Annotated in this window: 16 protein-coding genes; 11 read left to right on the top strand and 5 right to left on the bottom strand. The window is 62.8% G+C overall.

All coding sequences use genetic code 11. The features are described 5' to 3' along the window. Positions 1-80: 80 nt before the first annotated feature. Positions 81-1,214, top strand: coding sequence for a DUF1624 domain-containing protein (locus AB4Z19_RS17255; RefSeq protein ID WP_442028246.1), 1,134 nt, complete (start codon positions 81-83; stop codon positions 1,212-1,214). Here the strand turns inward: AB4Z19_RS17255 and AB4Z19_RS17250 are convergent, their stop codons facing one another. Further along, entirely contained in the window at positions 1,215-3,230 is a 2,016-nt protein-coding gene (locus AB4Z19_RS17250; RefSeq protein WP_442035684.1) for a serine hydrolase domain-containing protein, read from the bottom strand. A gap of 211 nt (positions 3,231-3,441) precedes the next feature. On the opposite strand from AB4Z19_RS17250, the gene AB4Z19_RS17245 reads away from it, so the two are divergent. The 8 genes from AB4Z19_RS17245 to AB4Z19_RS17210 all read left to right on the top strand — a co-directional run bounded on the left by AB4Z19_RS17245 (position 3,442) and on the right by AB4Z19_RS17210 (position 14,298). Next, the gene (locus AB4Z19_RS17245; protein WP_442035683.1) at positions 3,442-4,710 is read left to right on the top strand and encodes an efflux RND transporter periplasmic adaptor subunit; all 1,269 of its coding nucleotides are present in this window, start codon (positions 3,442-3,444) and stop codon (positions 4,708-4,710) included. A gap of 27 nt (positions 4,711-4,737) precedes the next feature. Then, positions 4,738-5,439 carry an ABC transporter ATP-binding protein gene (locus AB4Z19_RS17240; protein WP_442024294.1) on the top strand — a complete coding sequence of 234 codons (702 nt, stop codon included), beginning with the start codon at positions 4,738-4,740 and terminating at the stop codon, positions 5,437-5,439. A 2-nt stretch (positions 5,440-5,441) separates the two neighbouring features. Further along, the gene (locus tag AB4Z19_RS17235; protein ID WP_442024296.1) at positions 5,442-6,755 is read left to right on the top strand and encodes an ABC transporter permease; all 1,314 of its coding nucleotides are present in this window, start codon (positions 5,442-5,444) and stop codon (positions 6,753-6,755) included. A 7-nt stretch (positions 6,756-6,762) separates the two neighbouring features. Next, positions 6,763-7,998 carry an ABC transporter permease gene (locus AB4Z19_RS17230; protein WP_442024298.1) on the top strand — a complete coding sequence of 412 codons (1,236 nt, stop codon included), beginning with the start codon at positions 6,763-6,765 and terminating at the stop codon, positions 7,996-7,998. A 15-nt stretch (positions 7,999-8,013) separates the two neighbouring features. Further along, positions 8,014-9,354, top strand: coding sequence for a sigma-54-dependent transcriptional regulator (locus AB4Z19_RS17225; RefSeq protein ID WP_442035682.1), 1,341 nt, complete (start codon positions 8,014-8,016; stop codon positions 9,352-9,354). A gap of 113 nt (positions 9,355-9,467) precedes the next feature. Further along, on the top strand, positions 9,468-10,796 hold the full coding sequence (locus tag AB4Z19_RS17220) for a sensor histidine kinase (protein ID WP_442024314.1): 1,329 nt from the start codon (positions 9,468-9,470) through the stop codon (positions 10,794-10,796). Positions 10,797-10,865: 69 nt separating this feature from the next. After that, positions 10,866-11,624, top strand: coding sequence for a spermidine synthase (locus AB4Z19_RS17215; protein ID WP_442024302.1), 759 nt, complete (start codon positions 10,866-10,868; stop codon positions 11,622-11,624). Between the two features lie 223 nt (positions 11,625-11,847). Beyond that, positions 11,848-14,298, top strand: a complete 2,451-nt coding sequence (locus AB4Z19_RS17210; protein WP_442035681.1) for a TonB-dependent receptor plug domain-containing protein — start codon at positions 11,848-11,850, stop codon at positions 14,296-14,298. 44 nt (positions 14,299-14,342) lie between these two features. Here AB4Z19_RS17210 and AB4Z19_RS17205 read toward each other — a convergent pair whose 3' ends face one another. Further along, positions 14,343-14,990, bottom strand: a complete 648-nt coding sequence (locus AB4Z19_RS17205; protein ID WP_442024306.1) for a pentapeptide repeat-containing protein — start codon at positions 14,988-14,990, stop codon at positions 14,343-14,345. 79 nt (positions 14,991-15,069) lie between these two features. Between AB4Z19_RS17205 and AB4Z19_RS17200 the strand changes: the two genes are divergently transcribed. Beyond that, entirely contained in the window at positions 15,070-15,471 is a 402-nt protein-coding gene (locus AB4Z19_RS17200; protein ID WP_442024308.1) for a hypothetical protein, read from the top strand. Here the strand turns inward: AB4Z19_RS17200 and AB4Z19_RS17195 are convergent. Continuing rightward, positions 15,468-16,004 (bottom strand): cysteine hydrolase family protein, encoded by a 537-nt coding sequence (locus AB4Z19_RS17195; protein WP_442024310.1) that lies wholly within the window; start codon positions 16,002-16,004, stop codon positions 15,468-15,470. The genes AB4Z19_RS17200 and AB4Z19_RS17195 overlap by 4 nt on opposite strands. A gap of 138 nt (positions 16,005-16,142) precedes the next feature. Between AB4Z19_RS17195 and AB4Z19_RS17190 the strand changes: the two genes are divergently transcribed. Continuing rightward, entirely contained in the window at positions 16,143-16,793 is a 651-nt protein-coding gene (locus AB4Z19_RS17190) for a Crp/Fnr family transcriptional regulator (RefSeq protein WP_442035680.1), read from the top strand. Here AB4Z19_RS17190 and AB4Z19_RS17185 read toward each other — a convergent pair. Together AB4Z19_RS17185 and pdxR are read right to left on the bottom strand one after the other, a co-directional pair. Next, positions 16,732-17,364 carry a Crp/Fnr family transcriptional regulator gene (locus AB4Z19_RS17185; protein ID WP_442025745.1) on the bottom strand — a complete coding sequence of 211 codons (633 nt, stop codon included), beginning with the start codon at positions 17,362-17,364 and terminating at the stop codon, positions 16,732-16,734. The two genes, AB4Z19_RS17190 and AB4Z19_RS17185, sit on opposite strands and share 62 nt — an antisense overlap. A gap of 98 nt (positions 17,365-17,462) precedes the next feature. Next, the gene (gene pdxR, locus AB4Z19_RS17180) at positions 17,463-18,944 is read right to left on the bottom strand and encodes a MocR-like pyridoxine biosynthesis transcription factor PdxR (protein ID WP_442025744.1); all 1,482 of its coding nucleotides are present in this window, start codon (positions 18,942-18,944) and stop codon (positions 17,463-17,465) included. Positions 18,945-18,967 lie beyond the last annotated feature (23 nt).

Raw genomic sequence — 18,967 nt, 5'->3', positions numbered from 1 at the left:
ATTAATTTCTGTCAAGACAGAAATAACTTGCTCTTCACCCGCTCCACCCAGACAATGATCAAATCGACATGGAGGCGATCATGGGCAAGCAAGGGCGCATTGCGAGCATCGATATGCTGCGCGGGCTGGTGATTGTCATCATGGCGCTGGATCATGCGCGGGACTTCTTCGGGCCGGCGAACTGGGGGCCGGAGCAGCTGGACCAGACCACGCCCGCTTGGTTCTTCACCCGCTGGATCACGCATCTGTGTGCACCGACCTTTGTGCTGCTGGCCGGCAGTTCAGCCTTCCTGCGCGGGACCAGCGGCGGCACCCCCGCCCTGTCGCGCTACCTCTTCACGCGCGGCGCCATGCTCCTGCTGCTGGAAGCGACCTGGATCAGTTTCAGCTGGCAGTTCAGCTACAACGTCACCATCTTCCAGGTGATCTGGGCGCTCGGCATGGGGATGATGTTCCTGTCGCTGCTGGTGTGGCTGCCGCAGTTGGCAATCGCACTGGCCGCCGCGCTGCTGATCCTGCCCCACAATCTGCTGGACGGCCTGCACTCAAGCAATCCGCTGTGGCTCGCCTGGCATGAGGGCGGCTTCCTGCCGGTTGGAGGCTCCGGCTATGGCGTGCTGTTTGTTTATCCGCTAATGCCCTGGCTTGGCCTGATTGCCGCAGGTTACGCGCTCGGCCCCATCTTTCATTGGGACGCCGCGCGCCGCCAGCGCTTCCTGCTGACAGCCGGCGCCGTGCTGATGGTGGCCTTCATTGCTCTGCGCAGCGGGAACTTCTACGGTGATCCCGATCCCTGGTCGCCGCAGAACCGAGGCTGGATCTGGGACCTGATTTCCTTCGTGCGCGTGCACAAATATCCACCGTCGCTGCTCTACATCTGCGTGACGATGGGGATTTCGTTGCCGCTGCTGGTGCTGTTCGAACGCCTCAAACCCGTGCCGGTGCTGATCCTGTTCGGCGGCTCGCCGCTGTTCTTCTACGTGATCCACATCGCGCTCACGCACTTCCTCGCCGGGCCTTACTTCCTCGCCCGCTATGGCGCACTGCCAAGCGGCAGTCCGGTCGGTTTCACCTTCCCGCCCGGCTATGAGCCGTCACTGCTGGCGGCCTACGGCGGCTGGATCTGCGTCATCGCCATCATGTATGCGCTGACGCGCTGGTGGAAGCGGCGCAAAACCACCGCGCTCGCCACCGCCAGCGTTCAGCCATCGTGATCAGGGCTTGGTGCGCGCCTTGCCCTGCACGCCGGACACCTCCTCGAACACATACTCGTGCTGGCTGTCGCGCAGGACCAGTGCACGCTTGCCATCGCGCTTATCGGCCACCAGTTCCAGGCCAACCATGCTCGGGCTGATCATGGTAAAGGAAGTGCTGCCATCGTCATTGTGGCGTGCGCCGACGGGGCTCTTCCACTCGTCCACGTCGAAGACCACATCCTTGCCAACACGGCGCACTGTCAAGCGTCCCAGTTCAGGGCTCCGGTAAGAGCCTCCCAGCAGGGCCATTGCATCGGCGGGCACCGGAAGCGTCTGGCGGCTGCGCACATCATCCCTTTCAGCCCGGTCACGCTGCATGGCAACGCGCACATCTTCCTGTGCTTCCGGCTCGCCGTCGTAGAGCACTTCCAGCAAGCGCCGCAGGGTCGGGCGCAGCAGGCGATAACCATCTTCCGAATTGGTCAGCAAAACGACGCCGGTGCCAGTCTCCGGCAATAGATAGAAATTGCTCTTGTAGCCATCCAGGCTGCCGCCGTGCGATACAACCGGGACGCCCCACGCCTTTTCCGTCGACAGGCCCATGCCGTAGAACGCATCCTCGCCTTCCGCTACCTGCGGTTCGCGGCGCTTCAGGATATTGGCGGCGGACACCAGCTGACGTCCATCCGGCAGCTTGCCCTGCAGGGCTTCCAGTTGCACATAGCGGATGAAGTCATGCGCCGAGGTCCACGCGCCGCCCGCCGGACGGTGCGGCACCACCGCGTAGTTGATATTCATCTGCATCACGACCGTTTTGTTGTACAGGTCACGTCCATGCGGACTGGCATGGTTGCCGCGCAGCGCGCGCGCCATGTCGAAGGTCGTATCGTTCATGCCCAGCGGCTGGAAAATGCGCTCGCTCATCGCCTTGTCGTAAGCCTTGCCCAGTTCCAGCTTGGGATAAATCAGGTGTCCGCCGATATAACCCGCCGCGGACGCCATCAGATTGTTGTACTGGAAGACCTCACCGAAACCGCTGGTTGGCTTGTTGGTGGCCAGCATCCCGATCGACTGCGCCGGCGTGGTGTTCTTGTATTCAAACAGCCATTCCATGTCCTGGCGCGGCAGGCCGGTGCAGGCGCAAACCAGGTGATGCACCTGGACCTGACGCGTGGTCGCATCGTCGCCGAGACGGAAGGATGGATACAGCTCGATCACCGGCTGGTCCCAGCGCAGCTTGCCCTCGTCGGCCAGGGTGGACAGCAGCAGCGTGCTCATGCCCTTGGTGTTGGACGCGGCCATGAACAATGTGTGTTCATCGACCGGCGTTGGCTTGCCCAGTTCGCGCACGCCCACGCCGCCTTCATACACAATGCGGCCCTGCTCCATCACTGCAAAACCGGCGCCGGGAATTTGCGCATCCTTGATGGCCTGCTGCAGGAAATCGCGCAGCTGGGCGATGCGTGCGGCGTCCAGCGGATGCGGCGTGCGTCCGGCGAAAGACTCCGGCACGTAGCCGCTGGGGCGCAGGCTTTTGCCCAGCAAACCCAGCGCGGCGCCACGCTTCTCGGCTGCTTGCTCGCTGCCGTCGATAATCATCACGGTCCAATCCTCGCCGCGCCGTGCGGCCACAACTTCGATGACCAGACGCTCATTGGGCGTGGTGTCGTAGTCGGCCACCTGTTTTTCATCCCAGCCTTCGCGGGCACTGCGCGCGGTCATGATGCGCAGCGCGTGCTTCTCGTCCGGACGGTAACGTGCCCACGCCTCCTTGATCGCGGCCGTTGCGTCGGCGGCTTTCAGGTCGAGCAGCGCCACCTTCATATCGCCTTCCGGAGCCACCAACACCAGCGCCTGCGGATCGCGGCGCACCGTCCAATCGCGCGGCCCCGTGACCTGGGTGCCGGTGGCAGTCAGCAGTGGCTTGTCGGCAGCGAGCTTGCCGGCGAAAGCGCCATCAGGCGTTTCAGCGGCATGTGCAAAAGCGAGGGAAAGGGCAAGCACAAGCGGGGACAACAGACGGACAGGTTTCATCGTAGCTCCCAGGTTGATAGGTGATGCAAACATTGCAACTATTTCATCTTGGCATCCCCTTTCGGCCCTGTCAATGCGGGAAACGCGGACGACCGGACGGCCGCGGACAGGGTAAAGGAAGTGCGGACAGTCTTAAAAATCAATCGCTTACGCGCTGGCACAGTTCGTGCAACGTCAACCTTGACTCTTTCACCAGACACCGAAGAACAAAATGATCCGCGACACCTCACATCAAGATACTGTGATTGCCCCGCCATCAGGACTGAAGACCAAGCGCCGTGCCATGCTGCTGATTGGCGGCGTGGTCGTTGCTGCCGCCGCTTTTGGGCTGGTCAGGACCTGGAGTGGCAGCCAGCATTCCATCAACGCCTCGCGCCTGCGTATCGCCGAAGTCACGCGCGGCACGCTGATCCGCGACGCGGCGGTCAATGGCCGCATCGTGGCAGCCGTCAGCCCGACGCTGTACTCCACCTCGCCGTCCACCGTCACCCTGAAAGTCCATGCGGGCGACACCGTGAAGAAAGGCGATGTCCTGGCCGTCCTCGAATCGCCCGACCTGATGGACGAATTGAAGAAGGAACAGTCCAGCTACAACGAACTGACCGCCGAAGTGGCGCGCCAGCAGATCCTGGCCCGCAAGCAGAAGCTGGCGGCGCAGCGCGAAGCCGATACCGCGGAGATTGACCGCGTGTCCGCCATGCGGACGCTGCAGCGTTACGACAGCGTGTCGAATGAAGGCATTGTGGCCAAGATCGACTACCAGAAAGCCAAGGACGCCGTTGCCGCCGCCGAGATCCGCGCCAAGCACACCAAGATGGCGGCGGAACTGGAACAGGACAATGTGGCGCTCGAACTGAAAACCAAGACCGCTCAGCTGGAACGCCAGAAAGCTTCGCTGTCCAATGCCCAGCGCCGCGTCGAAGAACTGACCGTGCGCGCGCCGGTGGATGGCTTCATCGGCACGCTGTCCGTCGCCAACCGCAGCGTGGTGCAAGCCAATGTGCCGCTGATGACCCTGGTCGACCTGAGCCAGCTGGAAGTCGAGCTGGAAGTGCCCGAAACCTATGTCAATGATCTGGGCATCGGCATGAACGCCGAGATCGAAGTGGCAGGCGTGAAGACCACCGGCAAGCTGTCCGCCCTGTCGCCGGAAGTGGTGAAAAACCAGGTGCTGGCGCGCGTGCGCTTCAACGGCAAGCAGCCGGAAGGCCTGCGCCAGAGCCAGCGCGTGTCGGCCCGCTTGCTGATTGACGAAAAACCGAATGTGCTGATGGTCCAACGCGGTCCATTTGTTGAATCGGAAGGCGGCCGCTTCGCCTACCTGATGCAGGACGGTATCGCCGTCCGCACGCCGATCAAGATGGGCGCCACCAGCGTGAGCGCCGTGGAAATCATCAGTGGATTGAAACAGGGCGACAAGATCGTCATCTCCGGAACCGAAAACTTCGAGAACGCAGCGCGCGTCTCGATCAACCAATAACCCCCAACAAGGACACAGGAGCCAACCATGCTGCGCATGCAAAACCTGAGCAAAGTTTACCGCACCCACATGATCGAAACCCACGCACTGCGCGGCTTCGAGATCGAAGTCAAGCAAGGCGAATTCGTCACCGTGACCGGCCCTTCCGGCTCGGGCAAGACCAGCTTCCTGAACATTGCGGGCCTGCTGGAAGATTTCACCAGCGGCGAGTACATCCTGGATGGCGTCAACGTCAAAGGGCTGGACGACAATGCGCGCTCCCGCCTGCGCAACGAAAAGCTGGGCTTCATCTTCCAGGGCTTTAACCTGATTCCCGACCTGTCCCTGTACGACAACGTTGACGTGCCACTGCGCTATCGCGGCTTCAACGCGGCCGAGCGCAAGGAACGCATCACCGAAGCACTGACCAAGGTGGGACTGGCTTCGCGCATGAAGCACTTCCCGGCCGAACTGTCCGGCGGCCAGCAGCAGCGCGTGGCAATTGCCCGCGCGCTGGCCGGTTCGCCCAAGCTGCTGCTGGCCGACGAACCGACCGGTAACCTGGACACCCAGATGGCGCGCGGCGTGATGGAGCTGCTGGAAGAGATCAACGCCGAAGGCACGACCATCCTGATGGTGACCCACGATCCGGAACTGGCGCAGCGTTCGCAGCGCAATGTGCACATCATCGACGGCCAGGTGTCCGACCTGGTGCGCAAGTCCCCGACCCTGGTCGCCAAGGAGGCCTGATCATGTTCCAGTATTACTTCATGCTGGGCGTGCGCAGCTTGCGCCGCAATCCGGCACTGACGGCGCTCATGGTGCTGATCCTCGCAGTCGGTGTGGCTGCCAGTGTTTCGACCCTGACCATCCTGCACGTGATGTCCGGCGACCCATATCCGGACAAGAGCGAGCGCATGATCGTGCCGATGGTCGATAACGGCCCGATCGAAGGCTACACGCCGGGCGATGAACGCAACGACAACCAGGCTTCCTACCGCGATGCCGTCAACTTCCTGAACAGCAAACAGGGCGACCGCCGCACCGCGCTGTATGGCGTGGCAGGTTCGGTGGAACCGGAGCGCACCGACATCGGCGTGTTCACCGCCGAAGGCCTGGCGCCGACCCGCGATTTCTTCGACATCTTCGAAGTGCCGTTCATGTATGGCCGGGCCTGGAGCGCGTCCGAAGACAAGGATGCCACCGACGTGATTGTCCTGAGCCGCAAGCTGTCCGAAAAGCTGTATGGCAGCGAAAATCCGGTCGGCAAACGCATCAAGCTGATGAACAACAGCTACCTGATCACGGGTGTGATCAACAACTGGCGCCCAGTGCCGCGCGTGCACCGCATCATCGGCGGTCCCGGCGCGTTCGGCGATGAGGACGAGTTCTTCATCCCCTTCAGCAGCGCGATCCGCCATGAGACACAGCACAACGGCAGCATGAACTGCACCAGCTATCGCGATCCGGGCTGGCAGTCGCTGCTCGATTCCGAGTGCACCTGGATTCAGGTGTGGTTCGAACTGCATTCCGCCAGCGCCCGCGGCGACTTCCAGAACTGGCTGGATGCCTACTCCGCCGAACAGCGCAAGCTGGGCCGCCTGAAACGCAATGCACCGAATGTGCAATTCAATCTGATGGAGTGGCTGGAGCATCTGAAGGTGGTGGGTAAGGATAGCCGCATCTCCGCCTGGCTGGCCTTCGGCTTCCTGGTGCTGTGCCTGGTGAATACCATCGGTCTGCTACTGGCGAAGTTCTCGGTACGCGCTCCGGAAATCGGTGTGCGCCGTGCGCTGGGCGCATCGCGCAAGGAGATCTTCACGCAGTTCCTGATCGAGAGCGCAGTGGTTGGCCTGGTCGGCGGTGTGCTGGGACTGCTCCTGGCGCTTGCGTCCCTGACCCTGATCGGCAAGAGCTCCGAACAGCTGGCCATCGTCACCCATATGGACTGGCTGATGCTGGGCGTGACCTTCGTGATGTCGGTATCCGCCGCCATCCTGGCAGGCCTGCTGCCAACCTGGCGCGCTTGCCAGGTGACGCCGGCCATGCAACTCAAATCGCAGTGAGGACACCATGGAAATCAAACCAATCTTTTCCGCGCTGATGCGCAGTAAAACAGGCCCCATCCTGGTGGCCGTGCAGGTAGCGCTGTCGCTGGCGATTCTGTCCAACGCGCTGCATATCGTGAACGTGCGCCAGGCTGTCTCCGCCCGTCCTACCGGCGTGGTTGCGGAAGAAAACACCTTCAGTCTGCGCGTGAAACCGCTGCGCCAGGGCGGTCACGAAGAACAGCTGGCCATGCAGAAAGCGGAAGCGGCGGCGCTGCGCGGCGTGCCGGGCGTGATCTCGGTGGCCAACACGATCCAGGTGCCGATGTCGAATTCGGGTAACTACAACAGCCTGGCCGCCAAGCGCGAGCAGCTGAAGGAAAGCATCGACGCGGCGATGTACGTGACGCCGGATTCGCTGGTGAAGACCTGGGGCCTGAAGATCATCGAAGGCCGCGACTTCACTCCGGCGGACGTGCTGGAAATCGACCAGAACACCAGCAAGGAATTCCCCAACGCGACCATCATCACCAGGACGGTTGGCGAGAAGGTATGGCCCGGCGCCAGCAGCTATGTGGGCAAGACGCTGTATTACGGCACCGGCAAGGAAGCGCGCCAGGCCGTGGTGGTCGGCGTGCTGGAAAAACTGCAAACGCCCGGTGCAGCCGTCGGCGAAAATGGCGAAGCCTCGACCATCATCCCGGCCCGCCTGACGGGTGGAACGCGCTCGTTGTACGCGATCCGCGCCGAGCCGGGCCAGATCGACCGCGTGATGAAGGATGCCGAGCAGGCGATCAGCAATGTGTACAAGGGCCAGGTGGTCACCCGCACGCGCACCATGCTGGAAGACCGCGCCGACCGCTACAAAGCCGACCACGCGCTGGCATGGATGCTGATCACCGTCAGCGTGCTGCTGCTGATCGTCACCGCCAGCGGCATCGTCGGCATGGCCAGCCTGTGGGTCACGCAGCGCCGCAAGCAGATCGGTGTACGCCGCGCACTGGGCGCGCGCCGCATGGACATCCTGCGCTATTTCATCACGGAGAATGTGATGATCACCTCGGCCGGTATTTTCGGCGGCTTGCTTGGCGCGCTGGCGCTCAATCAGCTCCTGGTGAGCAAGCTGGAACTGGCGCGTTTGCCAGCCGAGTACATGGTCGTTGGTGCGATTCTGTTCTGGGCACTGGGCATCTTCGCGGTGTATGGTCCGGCATGGCGCGCGGCCTCGATTTCGCCGGCGCTCGCCACCCGCAGCGCCTGATGTTATCCTTCTGGCATGCCTACTGTACTCATTATTGACGACAACGCGGCGGTCGCCGTAGCCCTCGAAGTCCTGTTCTCGCTTCACGACATCGATGCGCTGCGCGCCGCCTCGCCGGAAGAAGGCCTGGCCATGCTGGAAAAGCAGGGTGCGGGCATCGATCTGGTAATCCAGGATATGAACTTCACCGCCGACACCACGTCCGGCGAAGAAGGCATTGCGCTGTTTGGCGAAATCCGCAAGCTCTATCCGGACCTGCCGGTGATCCTGCTGACCGCCTGGACGCATCTCGATGCGGCGGTGGATCTGATCAAGGCCGGCGCTGCCGATTACCTGTCCAAGCCGTGGGACGACAAGCGGCTGATCGCAACCGTGCAGAATCTGCTGGAGCTGGGCCAGGCCAATCGCGTCCTGCGCCAGCGTCTGCAGGGTGATCTGCGCCAGCGCCGCGAACTGGAACGCTTCAATTTGCGCGGCATGGTGTTTGCCGATCCCGCCACCGAGCGCGTGATCACGCTGGCTTGCCAGGTGGCGCGCGCCGATGTGCCAGTGCTGATCAGCGGCCCGAATGGCACGGGCAAGGAACGCATTGCCGAAATCATTCAGGCCAATTCGTCGGTGAAGGATGGTCCGTTCGTGGTGCTGAACTGCGGCGCGCTGCCGGCGGAGCTGATCGAGGCCGAGCTGTTTGGCGCGGACGCGGGTGCTTACACGGGCGCCTCCAAAGCCCGCGAGGGCAAGTTCGAGGCGGCCGATGGCGGCACCCTGTTCCTCGACGAGATCGGCAACCTGCCTCTGGCGGGGCAGATGAAGTTGTTGCGCGTGCTGGAGACGGGGCGCTTCGAGCGTCTGGGCTCCAACCGAGAGCGGCAGGTGCAGGTGCGTGTGATCAGCGCGACCAATGCGGACTTGCCGGCGATGATCCGCGCCGGAACCTTCCGTGAGGATTTGTATTACCGCTTGAACGTGATTGAGCTGAAGCTGCCGCCGCTGGCGTCGCGCCCCGGCGATATTCTGCCTTTGGCGCGCGGCTTCCTCGGTTCCGGCCGCCGCCTGCGTGCCGATGCCGAAGCGGCTCTGCTGGCGCACGGCTGGCCAGGCAACGTGCGCGAGCTGAAAAATGTGATGGCGCGTGCGAGCCTGCTGGCTTCGGGCGATGAGATTGTGGCGGCGGACCTCGGCCTGCCTGAGGCGACCTCCAGCGCCAGCAGCACGGACAACGAGCCGGACCGCGAAGCCATCGTGGTCGCGCTGAATCGCGCCAACGGCGTGGTCGCACAGGCGGCGGCTGAACTGGGCCTGTCGCGCCAGGCGCTCTACCGCCGCATGGAACGCCTCGGCATCGCCCGCCCCTGATGTCCGTCCCTCCCGACGAGCCGAACGCGCCCGGCGCCCAGCCATCAACCGCCGCCACCGATGGACGCTCGCGCGCTGGCGCCGCCGCGCAGGACGCGCCCCAAGATAAGCGGATGCGCCTGTCCCTGCTCACGCGCTGGTCCGCGCTGGTGGGCACACTGCTGACGGTTGGCATCCTGATCGCGCTGGCCCTAATGCGCCTGATGCCCGACCAGCCGCTGGCGGTGATTGGCATTTGCCTGCTGTGCGTGGTGCCGATTTCGATCATCACTATCCGCATCTATCTCGAACAAACCCTGTCGCTGTACCGCGCGCTGACCGGCACGGTGGCGAGCTACCGTGACGGCGATTTTTCGTTCAGCCTGCACTGGCCGCAAAACGACGAGCTGAGCGACCTGGTTAGCGCGCACAATGAACTGGGCCAGGTGCTGCGCGAACAACGCCTCGCGCTGGTGCAAAGGGAGCTGCTGCTGGACACCATGGTCCAGCACACGCCCGTCGCCATGATGCTGGCCACCGACAGCGGCGCCATCGTGTACGCCAACATCGCTGCGCGCCAGTTGCTGCATGAAGGCCGCAAGCTGGAAGGCGCCCACCTGCAGGAGATCATGGAAAACGCCACGCCCGCCCTGCGCGAAGCGATGGCGCGCGGCGGCGACGGCCTGTTCACCAGCGGCGAAGCGGAGGAGGAGGAAGTGTTCCACCTGGCCCGCCGCAGCTTCAGCCTGAATGGCCGCCAACACGAGCTGATCCTGTTGCGCCTGCTGACGCCCGAGCTGCGCAGGCAAGAAGTGCAAACTTGGAAGAAAGTGATCCGCGTCATCAGCCACGAGCTGAATAATTCGCTGGCCCCGCTGACCTCCCTCGCCCACTCCGGCGCCGAACTGGTGCGGCGCGGACAAACCGAGCGCCTGCCGCAAATTCTGGCCACCATCGAAGAACGCACGCGCCATCTGGAGAGCTTCATTCTCGGCTACGCCCGCTTCGCCAAGCTGCCCACGCCGCGCCTGGAAGCGCAGGACTGGCAAGCCTTCCTGAACGGCCTCGCCGACCAGGTGCAATTCAAACTGACCGGCGAAGTGCCGCCAGAGCCCGCCGACTTCGATGCTGCCCAGATGGAACAGGCCCTGCTGAACCTGCTGAAGAATGCACACGAGTCCGGCTCAGCGGCCGACGAGGTGGCGCTGGACCTGCGCCGCGTGCAAGGCATGCTGCGCATCGAAGTGCAGGACCGCGGCCCCGGCATGAGCGACGCCGTGCTGGCCAATGCGCTGGTGCCTTTCTACTCCACCAAGCGCAGCGGAACCGGCCTCGGCCTGGCGCTCGCCCGCGAGATCGCCGAGGCCCACGGCGGCCGCATCACGCTGGCCAATCGCGAAGGCGGTGGCCTGGCCGTGACGATGGTGCTGCCCGCGCAGGCAGGCGCCGCCGGTGCGCTTTGACCTTGAGCCGACACTGCTGCTCCTCTTCGGCGGATCAATGATCCGCCCTACGCTGGTAAACTAGCGTCCATGCAAAACCGACGTTTCGACCAGCCCGGCCATCCTCCCGCCACCATTACCGAATTTGAAGGCGTTCGCTCGCTGCATCTGGGGACTTCCTGGGTGCAGGGCGCGATGCGCCTTTCCAAACCAGACAATATCGAACTGGAATACGTCCAGATGATGATGATGTGGATGCTGTTCATTCAGCAACCGCGCCACATCGTGCAACTGGGACTGGGCAGCGCCGCCCTCACCAAGTTCTCCTACCGCCGCTTCCCCGACGCGCGCGTGACCACGATCGAGCTGAACCCGAATGTTATCGCCATCTGCGAAGCCCTGTTCGGCCTGCCGCCCAACGACGCACGCCTGCAGGTGAGGGAAATGAACGCGATGGACTGGGTCACCGATCCCGCCAACCACAACAGGGCCGATGTGCTGCAGGTCGATCTCTACGATGAGGAAGCGCGCGGCCCGGTGCTGGACAGCCCCGAGTTCTATCAGGCCTGCTCCGACTGCCTGACGGCGGAAGGCATCATGACCACCAATGTGTTTGGCGAGCTCAGTAACTACGACCGGAATTTGAGCGCGATGGCGGAAGTGTTCGACGCGGTGGTCTGGCTGCCGGAAGTCCACGACGCCAATATCGTGGTCCTTGCATTTAAGAAGTCGCCTTCGCTGGACTTCAGTGAGCTGTATGACCGCGCCTCAGTTATTCGAAAACAGATGAACCTGAACGCGAAATCGTGGGTGGATGGTCTGAAAGAGTGGATGCAGGACCAGCACTAAAGCATTCAGCAATGTTGTAAAAACCCCATACCGAACCCATGAATCCAGGTCATGGGGCCATGAGATTACTTTATTTCGAGTTGGAAAGCACGCAATATTGTCTTGCGTGCACATTCTGCAACATTTCGATACATGGGCTTTTGCCTGTATCAAATGTGCGCGTTAGTATTTTTTTCGCGTTACCCCTAGTAATGCCAAGAAAACACAACGAGAGACCGCACATATGAAGAAGAAAGCCGCGCACCACGTATCGCCTCAGTTCAAACGCACTCTTCTCGCCAGCGCCGTCCTGCTGGCAGCCACCACCCAGGCCTGGGCCCAAACCGACGCCATCGCCGACGACCAGAAAGTGATCGTTCTGGGTTCCCGCTCGCAGCCTAAAACCGCCCTTGATACCGCCAACCCGGTTGGCCTGATCAGCGCCAAAGACATGGAAACCGCTGGCCCGCTGGAGCTGGGCAAGCTGCTGCAAACGCTGGACCCATCGTTCAACTTCTCGTCCACCTTCATTTCGGACGGTACCGACATCATCCGCCCGGCCACCCTGCGCGGCCTGGGTCCTGACCAGCTGCTGGTCCTGGTGAACGGCAAGCGCCGCCACCAACAGGCGCTGGTGAACGTGCAGCAGACGGTGGGCCGCGGCTCGGCCGGTACCGACATCAACGCGATTCCACTGTCCGCCATCCACCACATTGAAGTGCTGCGCGACGGCGCGGCCGCACAGTATGGCTCGGACGCAATCGCCGGTGTGATCAACATCGTGCTGAAGAAGAATGTGGGCGAGACTGCCGTTTCCGGCACCCTGGGCACCACCAATGAAGGCGACGGCGACCTGTACTCCGCCAGCGTGAACCGCGGCTGGGCGATCGGCGAGAACGGCTATATCAACCTGACCCTGGAAGGCCGCAAGCGCGGCGAGACCAACCGCGCCGGTCCGGACACCCTGCGTGTCGATCCTCCGCGCGTGACCCAGCGCATCGGCGACTCCGATGCCAAAGATGCTTACCTGTGGTGGAACGCGGCAGTACCGGCCGATAACGGCGGCGAATTCTATTCCTTCGGTGGCGTGTCCAAGCGCAAAGGCGATTCCTCCGGCTTCTTCCGCTCGGCCGGCGATGGCCGCACCGTACCTGCCGTGTATCCGAACGGCTTCCTGCCGAACATCCGCACCACGGTGAAGGACTACTCGGTGGCCTTCGGCTTCCGCAAGGACCTGAGCGCCGACTGGAACTTCGACATCAGCGTCAACCACGGCCACAGCGAGCTGGGCTTCCACGAAGCGAACACCATCAACGTGTCGTACTGGTATGAGCCGAAACCGGGCGGCGGGATTTACGCCGATTCGCCGCTGTCCGCCGATACCGGTAAGCTGAAGTTCAACCAGACCACCTTCAACGCCGATCTGAAAGGCCCTGTGAAGCTGGGCGGCGCCGACCTGTTCGTGGCAACCGGCTTCGAGTACCGCCGCGACAATTACCAGATCGAAGCGGGCGATCCCGTGTCCTATCAGTACGGCCGCTCCAACAATCCGGCCATCGTGATCAAGGACCAGACAGGCGGCGTGGCTGCGGCGGGTACCCAGGGCTTCCCAGGCTATACACCAGCCACCGCCGTGGATGATGGCCGCCACAACACCGCCGTCTACCTCGACGTCGAACACCGTCCGTTCAACGAACTGCTGATCGCCGGCGCTGTACGCTACGAGCACTACTCCGACTTCGGCAACACCACCACCGGCAAGGTCAGCGCACGCTGGGACCCAAGCGAGCAGTTTGGCTTCCGCGGTTCCTTCTCCACCGGCTTCCGCGCACCGGGCGTGCAGCAGGAGTTCTATAGCTCCGTGTCCACCAACCTGAATGCCGCCGGCGTGCTGACCGAAACCCTGACCGCGCGCCAGAACAGTGCCGTCACCAAAGCACTGGGCATCGCTCCGCTGAAGGAAGAGACATCGCGCAGCGGTTCCGTGGGTATGGTGCTGCGTCCGGCCAAAGACATGTCGCTGACAGCTGACCTGTACCGCACCAAGATCAAGGACCGCATCGTGTTCTCCAGCGTGATCGAGCCGGAAGCCAAGGGCGGCCCGATCGCCAACATTCTCGGCCCATTGAAAGTCGGCCAGGCGCAGTTCTTCACCAACGCGGTTGACACCACCACCACCGGCCTGGATATCGTGGCAGAGAAGACCGTACGCCTGCCGGCATCCACTCTGGTGCTGTCCGGCCAGCTGGGCTTCAACAAGACCGAAGTGGATGGCCGCCATTCGACTTCCAGCGTGCTGACCGGCCAGCAGCTGTTCGACGATTCCCAGGTGACCCTGATCGAACATGGCCAACCGCGCAAGCACCACGTGCTGGCAGCGGATTACACCATGGGTCCGTGGAACTTCAACACCCGCGCCAACTACTACGGTCCGGTGCAGGGCCAGGGCTTCACGCCAGGCTATATCCAGACCTGGGCTGGCAAGTGGCTGCTGGATATCACGGGCCGCTACAGCTTCAGCAAGAAGACCCACGTCACCGTCGGTATCGACAATGTGGCCGATACCATGCCGACCAAGTGGGACCCGGTCAAGGCAGCGCCGTTCCCTCAGCTGGGCTTCACCCACTGCTGGGAAACCTGCCCGTTCGGCATCAACGGCCGTTCCTACTATGTCCGCTTCGACACGGCGTTCTAACGATCCCGGTAGTCTTGGATACGGCGCCTGCGGGCGCCGTTTTTTTATGTAACGATCAGTCCCAGTTCGCGCAGCAGTGCAGCGGCCTGGGCGTGCGAGATGACCGCGCCTTTGAACATGGCCGCATCGGTGAGGCGCACGCCTTCGATGTCCGCTTCGCGCAGATCGGCGCCCGCGAACTTTGCCTGTTTGAGCACGGCGTTGCGCAGGCTGCCGCCTTCAAATACGGCTTCCCTGAAATCGCAGCCGGACAAATAGGCATCCGAGAAATCCAGGTGCTTTAATGTCGCGCCCTTGAAGCCGAAGCCGCGCAGATCGGCGCCTACCAGCAAGCTGTCTTCGAACCTCAGGCCAAGGTGCGCGGCTTCCTCGAACGAAGCGCCGGTCAGCTTGCAGCTGCGGAAGGTGGCCGAGGCCAGCCGGGCGCGGCGCCATTTGCTGTTATTCAGGTCGCAGCCCTCGAAATGCGCATCGACCGCATCGACAGCCTCAAAATCCGCGCCACCGGCACGGCAGCGCAGCCATTTCGTGCCCGCCAGCTTGCCCGCGTAGAGATTGGTTTCGGCAAAGGTGCAGCGCTCGAAGGTGCAGCCCTGCAGATCCAGGCGCGAGAGGTCCGCGCCGTCAAAAGAGCAATCGGCAAAGCGGGTTTGCGATTGCGCGAGAAGATGTTCGAGTTCAGTCCTGTCCATGTGCGGCAGTGTACTCGATGGAGGGATTGCAGCGTGCCCGCACCTGAGCGAAGATAGCGGCATATTCAAGGAGGCGGTCATGGACGAGAATCAGATGCGCGGCGAACTGCGCGAACTGTCGCGCGCACTGCGCAAGGTGCATAAGGCGGTTGCCGACGTCGAGCTGCAATACCACGGCGCCCCGGTCAACGCGCTGGAACAGCTGCAGATGCTGACCAATCACCCGCAACTCCTGTGGCTGCAGAAGCTGTCCGCGCTGATGGCGGAGCTGGACGAATGCATGGAAGAGCCGGACCTGGCCGCCGCCGACATCGCCGCCCGCTTCCGCACCGTGATCGAACAGCTGATCGGCCCGCGCGCGCCCAGCGACGAAGAATTCCGCAAGCGCTACAACACCCTCCTCCATGATGGCCCCGACGTCGCCATCGCCCACGGCGCCCTGCGCGCTGTCCTCTCCCGCCTGCCCTCGGCGGCCGTTTAAGCGAAGCTGATTTCCTGCGCGGGCAGCACGGCGATTTCCGGGCCGTAGCTGCGATGGTTAGCCAGCGTGGCGTTGTGGTGGGCCGTGATTTGCGCGGCGCTTAGCACGCCGTTCGCCATCGTCGAATGCGCATCCGATGCCAGCGCAACGTGAAAGCCCAGGCTAAGCGCGCGGCGTACCGTGGCGTCGATGCAGTAGTCGCTTTGCAGGCCGCACAGCACCAGCCGTCCCACGCCCAGTTCGCGCAGGATCTGGTGCAATGAGGTGGCGTGGAAGGAGTCCGGCGTCGTCTTGCGCAAGCGCAGATCATCGTGATCCGCCGCGACGCGGTCGTCGATCTGCCAGCCTTCGCTGCCGAAGACCAGCGAACCCGCCGCCTCCTCGTGCTGCATGAAAATCACCGGCACATCCGCCGCGCGCGCCCGCGCGATCAGCGCGTTGACGTTTTCAATCACGCGGCCGATATCGAAGGCCTCTTCCTCGCCCGAACACAGTCCGCGCTGCATATCGATGATCACTAATGCTGTAGTCATAAGGACAAGCATACACCGAACCAATTCGCCGGTTAGTTACACGTACTTATCTACAAAACATTGCTGTGCGGCGCGGGGAGGCGTATATTGCAGAACCCAAAGTTGCACAATGACAACAACATTGTCAGAAATACCAAAATGCCAGCCGTATTCCTTCAGCAGCGCGAACGCTTTCGCGAAGCCACGCTCAAGCGCCTTGGCGTCAGCGGTGAACTGTTCGATCAGTTCAACCGGACGCTCGCGCCGCACGTGCAGCAGGTGCGTTTCCGCAAAGGGGAGTATTTGCAGCATGCGGGGAAGCCCGCCACGGCAGGATTCTGGCTGTTTTCAGGCGTGGGCCGCCGTGGCCTGATCACCAGCGATGGCACCGACGTCACAATGGGCTTCGCCACCGACGGCGAGCCATGCGGCTCGCATCACGACCTGCTGGCCGGCGAACAAGGCCTGCCTGCGCTGGAATTCGTCGTCGCTGAATCGGCCATCACGGCCGCGCGGTTTGAATGGACCACCATCGTGCGCCTGCGCGAGCAGCACGAATTCATGCGCGAGTATTACCTGAAGGTGGCGGAGTATTCGCTGCGGCGCTATTCGCAGAGCTGCTATATGCGCAGCATGACGTCTGCCGCCGACCGGCTGCAGACTTTCCGCCAGCAGCACCCAGGACTGGAGGCGCGCATTTCGCAAAAGGCGCTGGCCTCCTTCCTCGGCATCACGCCGCAGTACATGTCTATGCTACTGCGTTCCGCTCGGATTCGCGGCGAATCAGCTGGGACAGATAAGCCGGCGTAATCTGCAGGTAGGACGCCAGCACCTTCTGCGAAATGCGACGTTCCAGACCCGGATAATCCAGACGGAAGATCGACAGACGCTGCTCGGCGTCCGACGCGCTGTGCGTCACGAAACGGCGCGACTGCGCACCCAGCGCATGCTCCAGCACACCCTTGTGATAAGCCGACAGCGCGTTGCTGCTGCCCAGCACACGGCATACCGCCTGCCAGTCGAAGCGATAGCCGTTCAGCGCTGTCTCCGCCACGATAAAGCTGGTCACTTGCTGGTCATCGCGGAATTCCAGATAGTCTTCGAACGCGTTGGCGCCCTGGCCTTCGGTAGCGAAGCGCGCCGTGATTTCCGCACCCGTTTCGCTGACATAGCCGACGCGGGCCACACCGCCCGTCAGCCAGAACACTTCCCTGTTGGCCTGACCTGCACGCTGCAGCATTTCGCCGCGGCGTAAACTGAAATGCGTTGCCAGCGGCGCGATACTGAGGCTGGCTTCGTCGTAGGTCCGTTCGTTGATACCGTAGCGCGCCATCATATCGTTTTTGTAATGCTGGCGGTGGCGCAGGAAATGCTGATTCATTCGAAATTGTCCCAGGTTGATCCTTTATTTATTCGACGACCATTCTAGGAAATTGTCTAACGTCTGATGACCAACTAGTTTAAGATTGTGAAAAAAAACTATCGCTTCCGCTTCCGAATGTCTCGATTTGTATAGGCAAACAGGTGGACTACGGCGGCCAGACGTTTCACCAGTTCCGCCATTTCCTCAGGCGGCACCTGGGCATATCCCAACATCAGTCCCTGCCAAGGCGACTCGCCCTGCACCGCCTGCACGCTGAGCGCATTGGCAATCAGGCCCTCGTCATGCGCGCGCTCGCTGATGGCGACGTCAGACAACGCCGGATCGATAAAGCGCAGCGCCAGATGCATGCCGGTGGACGCACCATGCACTTCCGCGATGCTGCCCAGATGGGTTTCCAGCAGCGCCACCAGGGTGTCGCGGCGCTCGCGGTAAACGCGCCGCATGCGCCGCAAATGCAGCATGAACTGCCCGCTGCGCAAGAATTCGGCCAGTGCCAGTTGTTCGGCGGGCCTGCCGCGCGACGCGGCCTGCGCCAGCATCAACGACAGCGGCTGCGCCAATTCAGGTGGTACCACCAGGTAGCCGATGCGCAGCGCGGGGAACATGGTCTTGCTGAAAGTGCCGCAGTACAGCACCGGCGCATCGGGACACAGTCCCTGCATCGCCGCCAGCGGCGGACCATCGTGGCGAAATTCGCTGTCGTAATCGTCTTCGATAATCAGCGCGCCCGCAGCACGTGCGCCGTCGATCAGGGCCATGCGCCGCTGCAGCGACAGCACGGTGCCGGTCGGGTATTGATGCGAAGGCGTGGTGTAGATCAGTTTGGGTGGACGCTTGCGCCAGTCGGCGGTCTTGGGCGCGATGCCGTCTTCGTCGACATCGATGCCCTCAATGCGCAGGCCCGCAGCGCGGAAGGACGCCAGCGCGCCACCGTAGCCGGGGTTTTCCATCCACACCACGTCGCCTTCATCGGCGCAGGCGCGCGCACACAGATCCAGGCTGCTTTGACTGCCGTCCGTGATGAAGACTTGCGAGGCTTCGCACACCACGCCACGCGAAGCGCGCAGATAATCGGCCACGGCTTCGCGCAGCGCCGCCTCGCCGGCCGGGTCGCCGTAATTCAGCTTATGCGTTGGCAACGTGCGCCAGGCGCGGTCCAGCAGGCGCCGCCACAAAACCATGGGGAAGCTGGGTAGATCCGGCACACCAGGAACAAAGGGGCTGCCGATGGCGGCGGAAATCGTCTTGCGCCGCAGATTGCGCGCACGCTGCGACAGGCCCGCCTGTGGAATCGGCGCGGCCTGCCGCTCCTTTGGCGCCACCGCGGCCACGATGGTGCCGCGCCGGTCGCTGATCACAAAGCCTTCGCTGGCCAGCTGCTCGTAGGCGTACAGCACCGTGTTGCGGGCGACGCCCAGTTCGGACGCCAGCTCGCGCGTGGCCACCAGGCGCGTGCCCGCTGCAAGGCGGCCATCGCGAATGGCGGAGCGCAGGCATTCGTGCAGCAGGCGCTGGCGCGGCCAGGCGTGGTGTCCCTGTTCCTGGGTGAAGCTGGAAAGCAGCAAGGCGTAGTCCATTGTGGCTCCATCAATTTTGCGGT

The organism is Pseudoduganella sp. RAF19, from assembly GCF_052114165.1.
Lineage (GTDB): Bacteria > Pseudomonadota > Gammaproteobacteria > Burkholderiales > Burkholderiaceae_D > Rugamonas.
The sequence above is the reverse complement of the archived record's forward strand: the minus strand, read 5'-3'. Positions and strand labels throughout refer to the sequence as shown.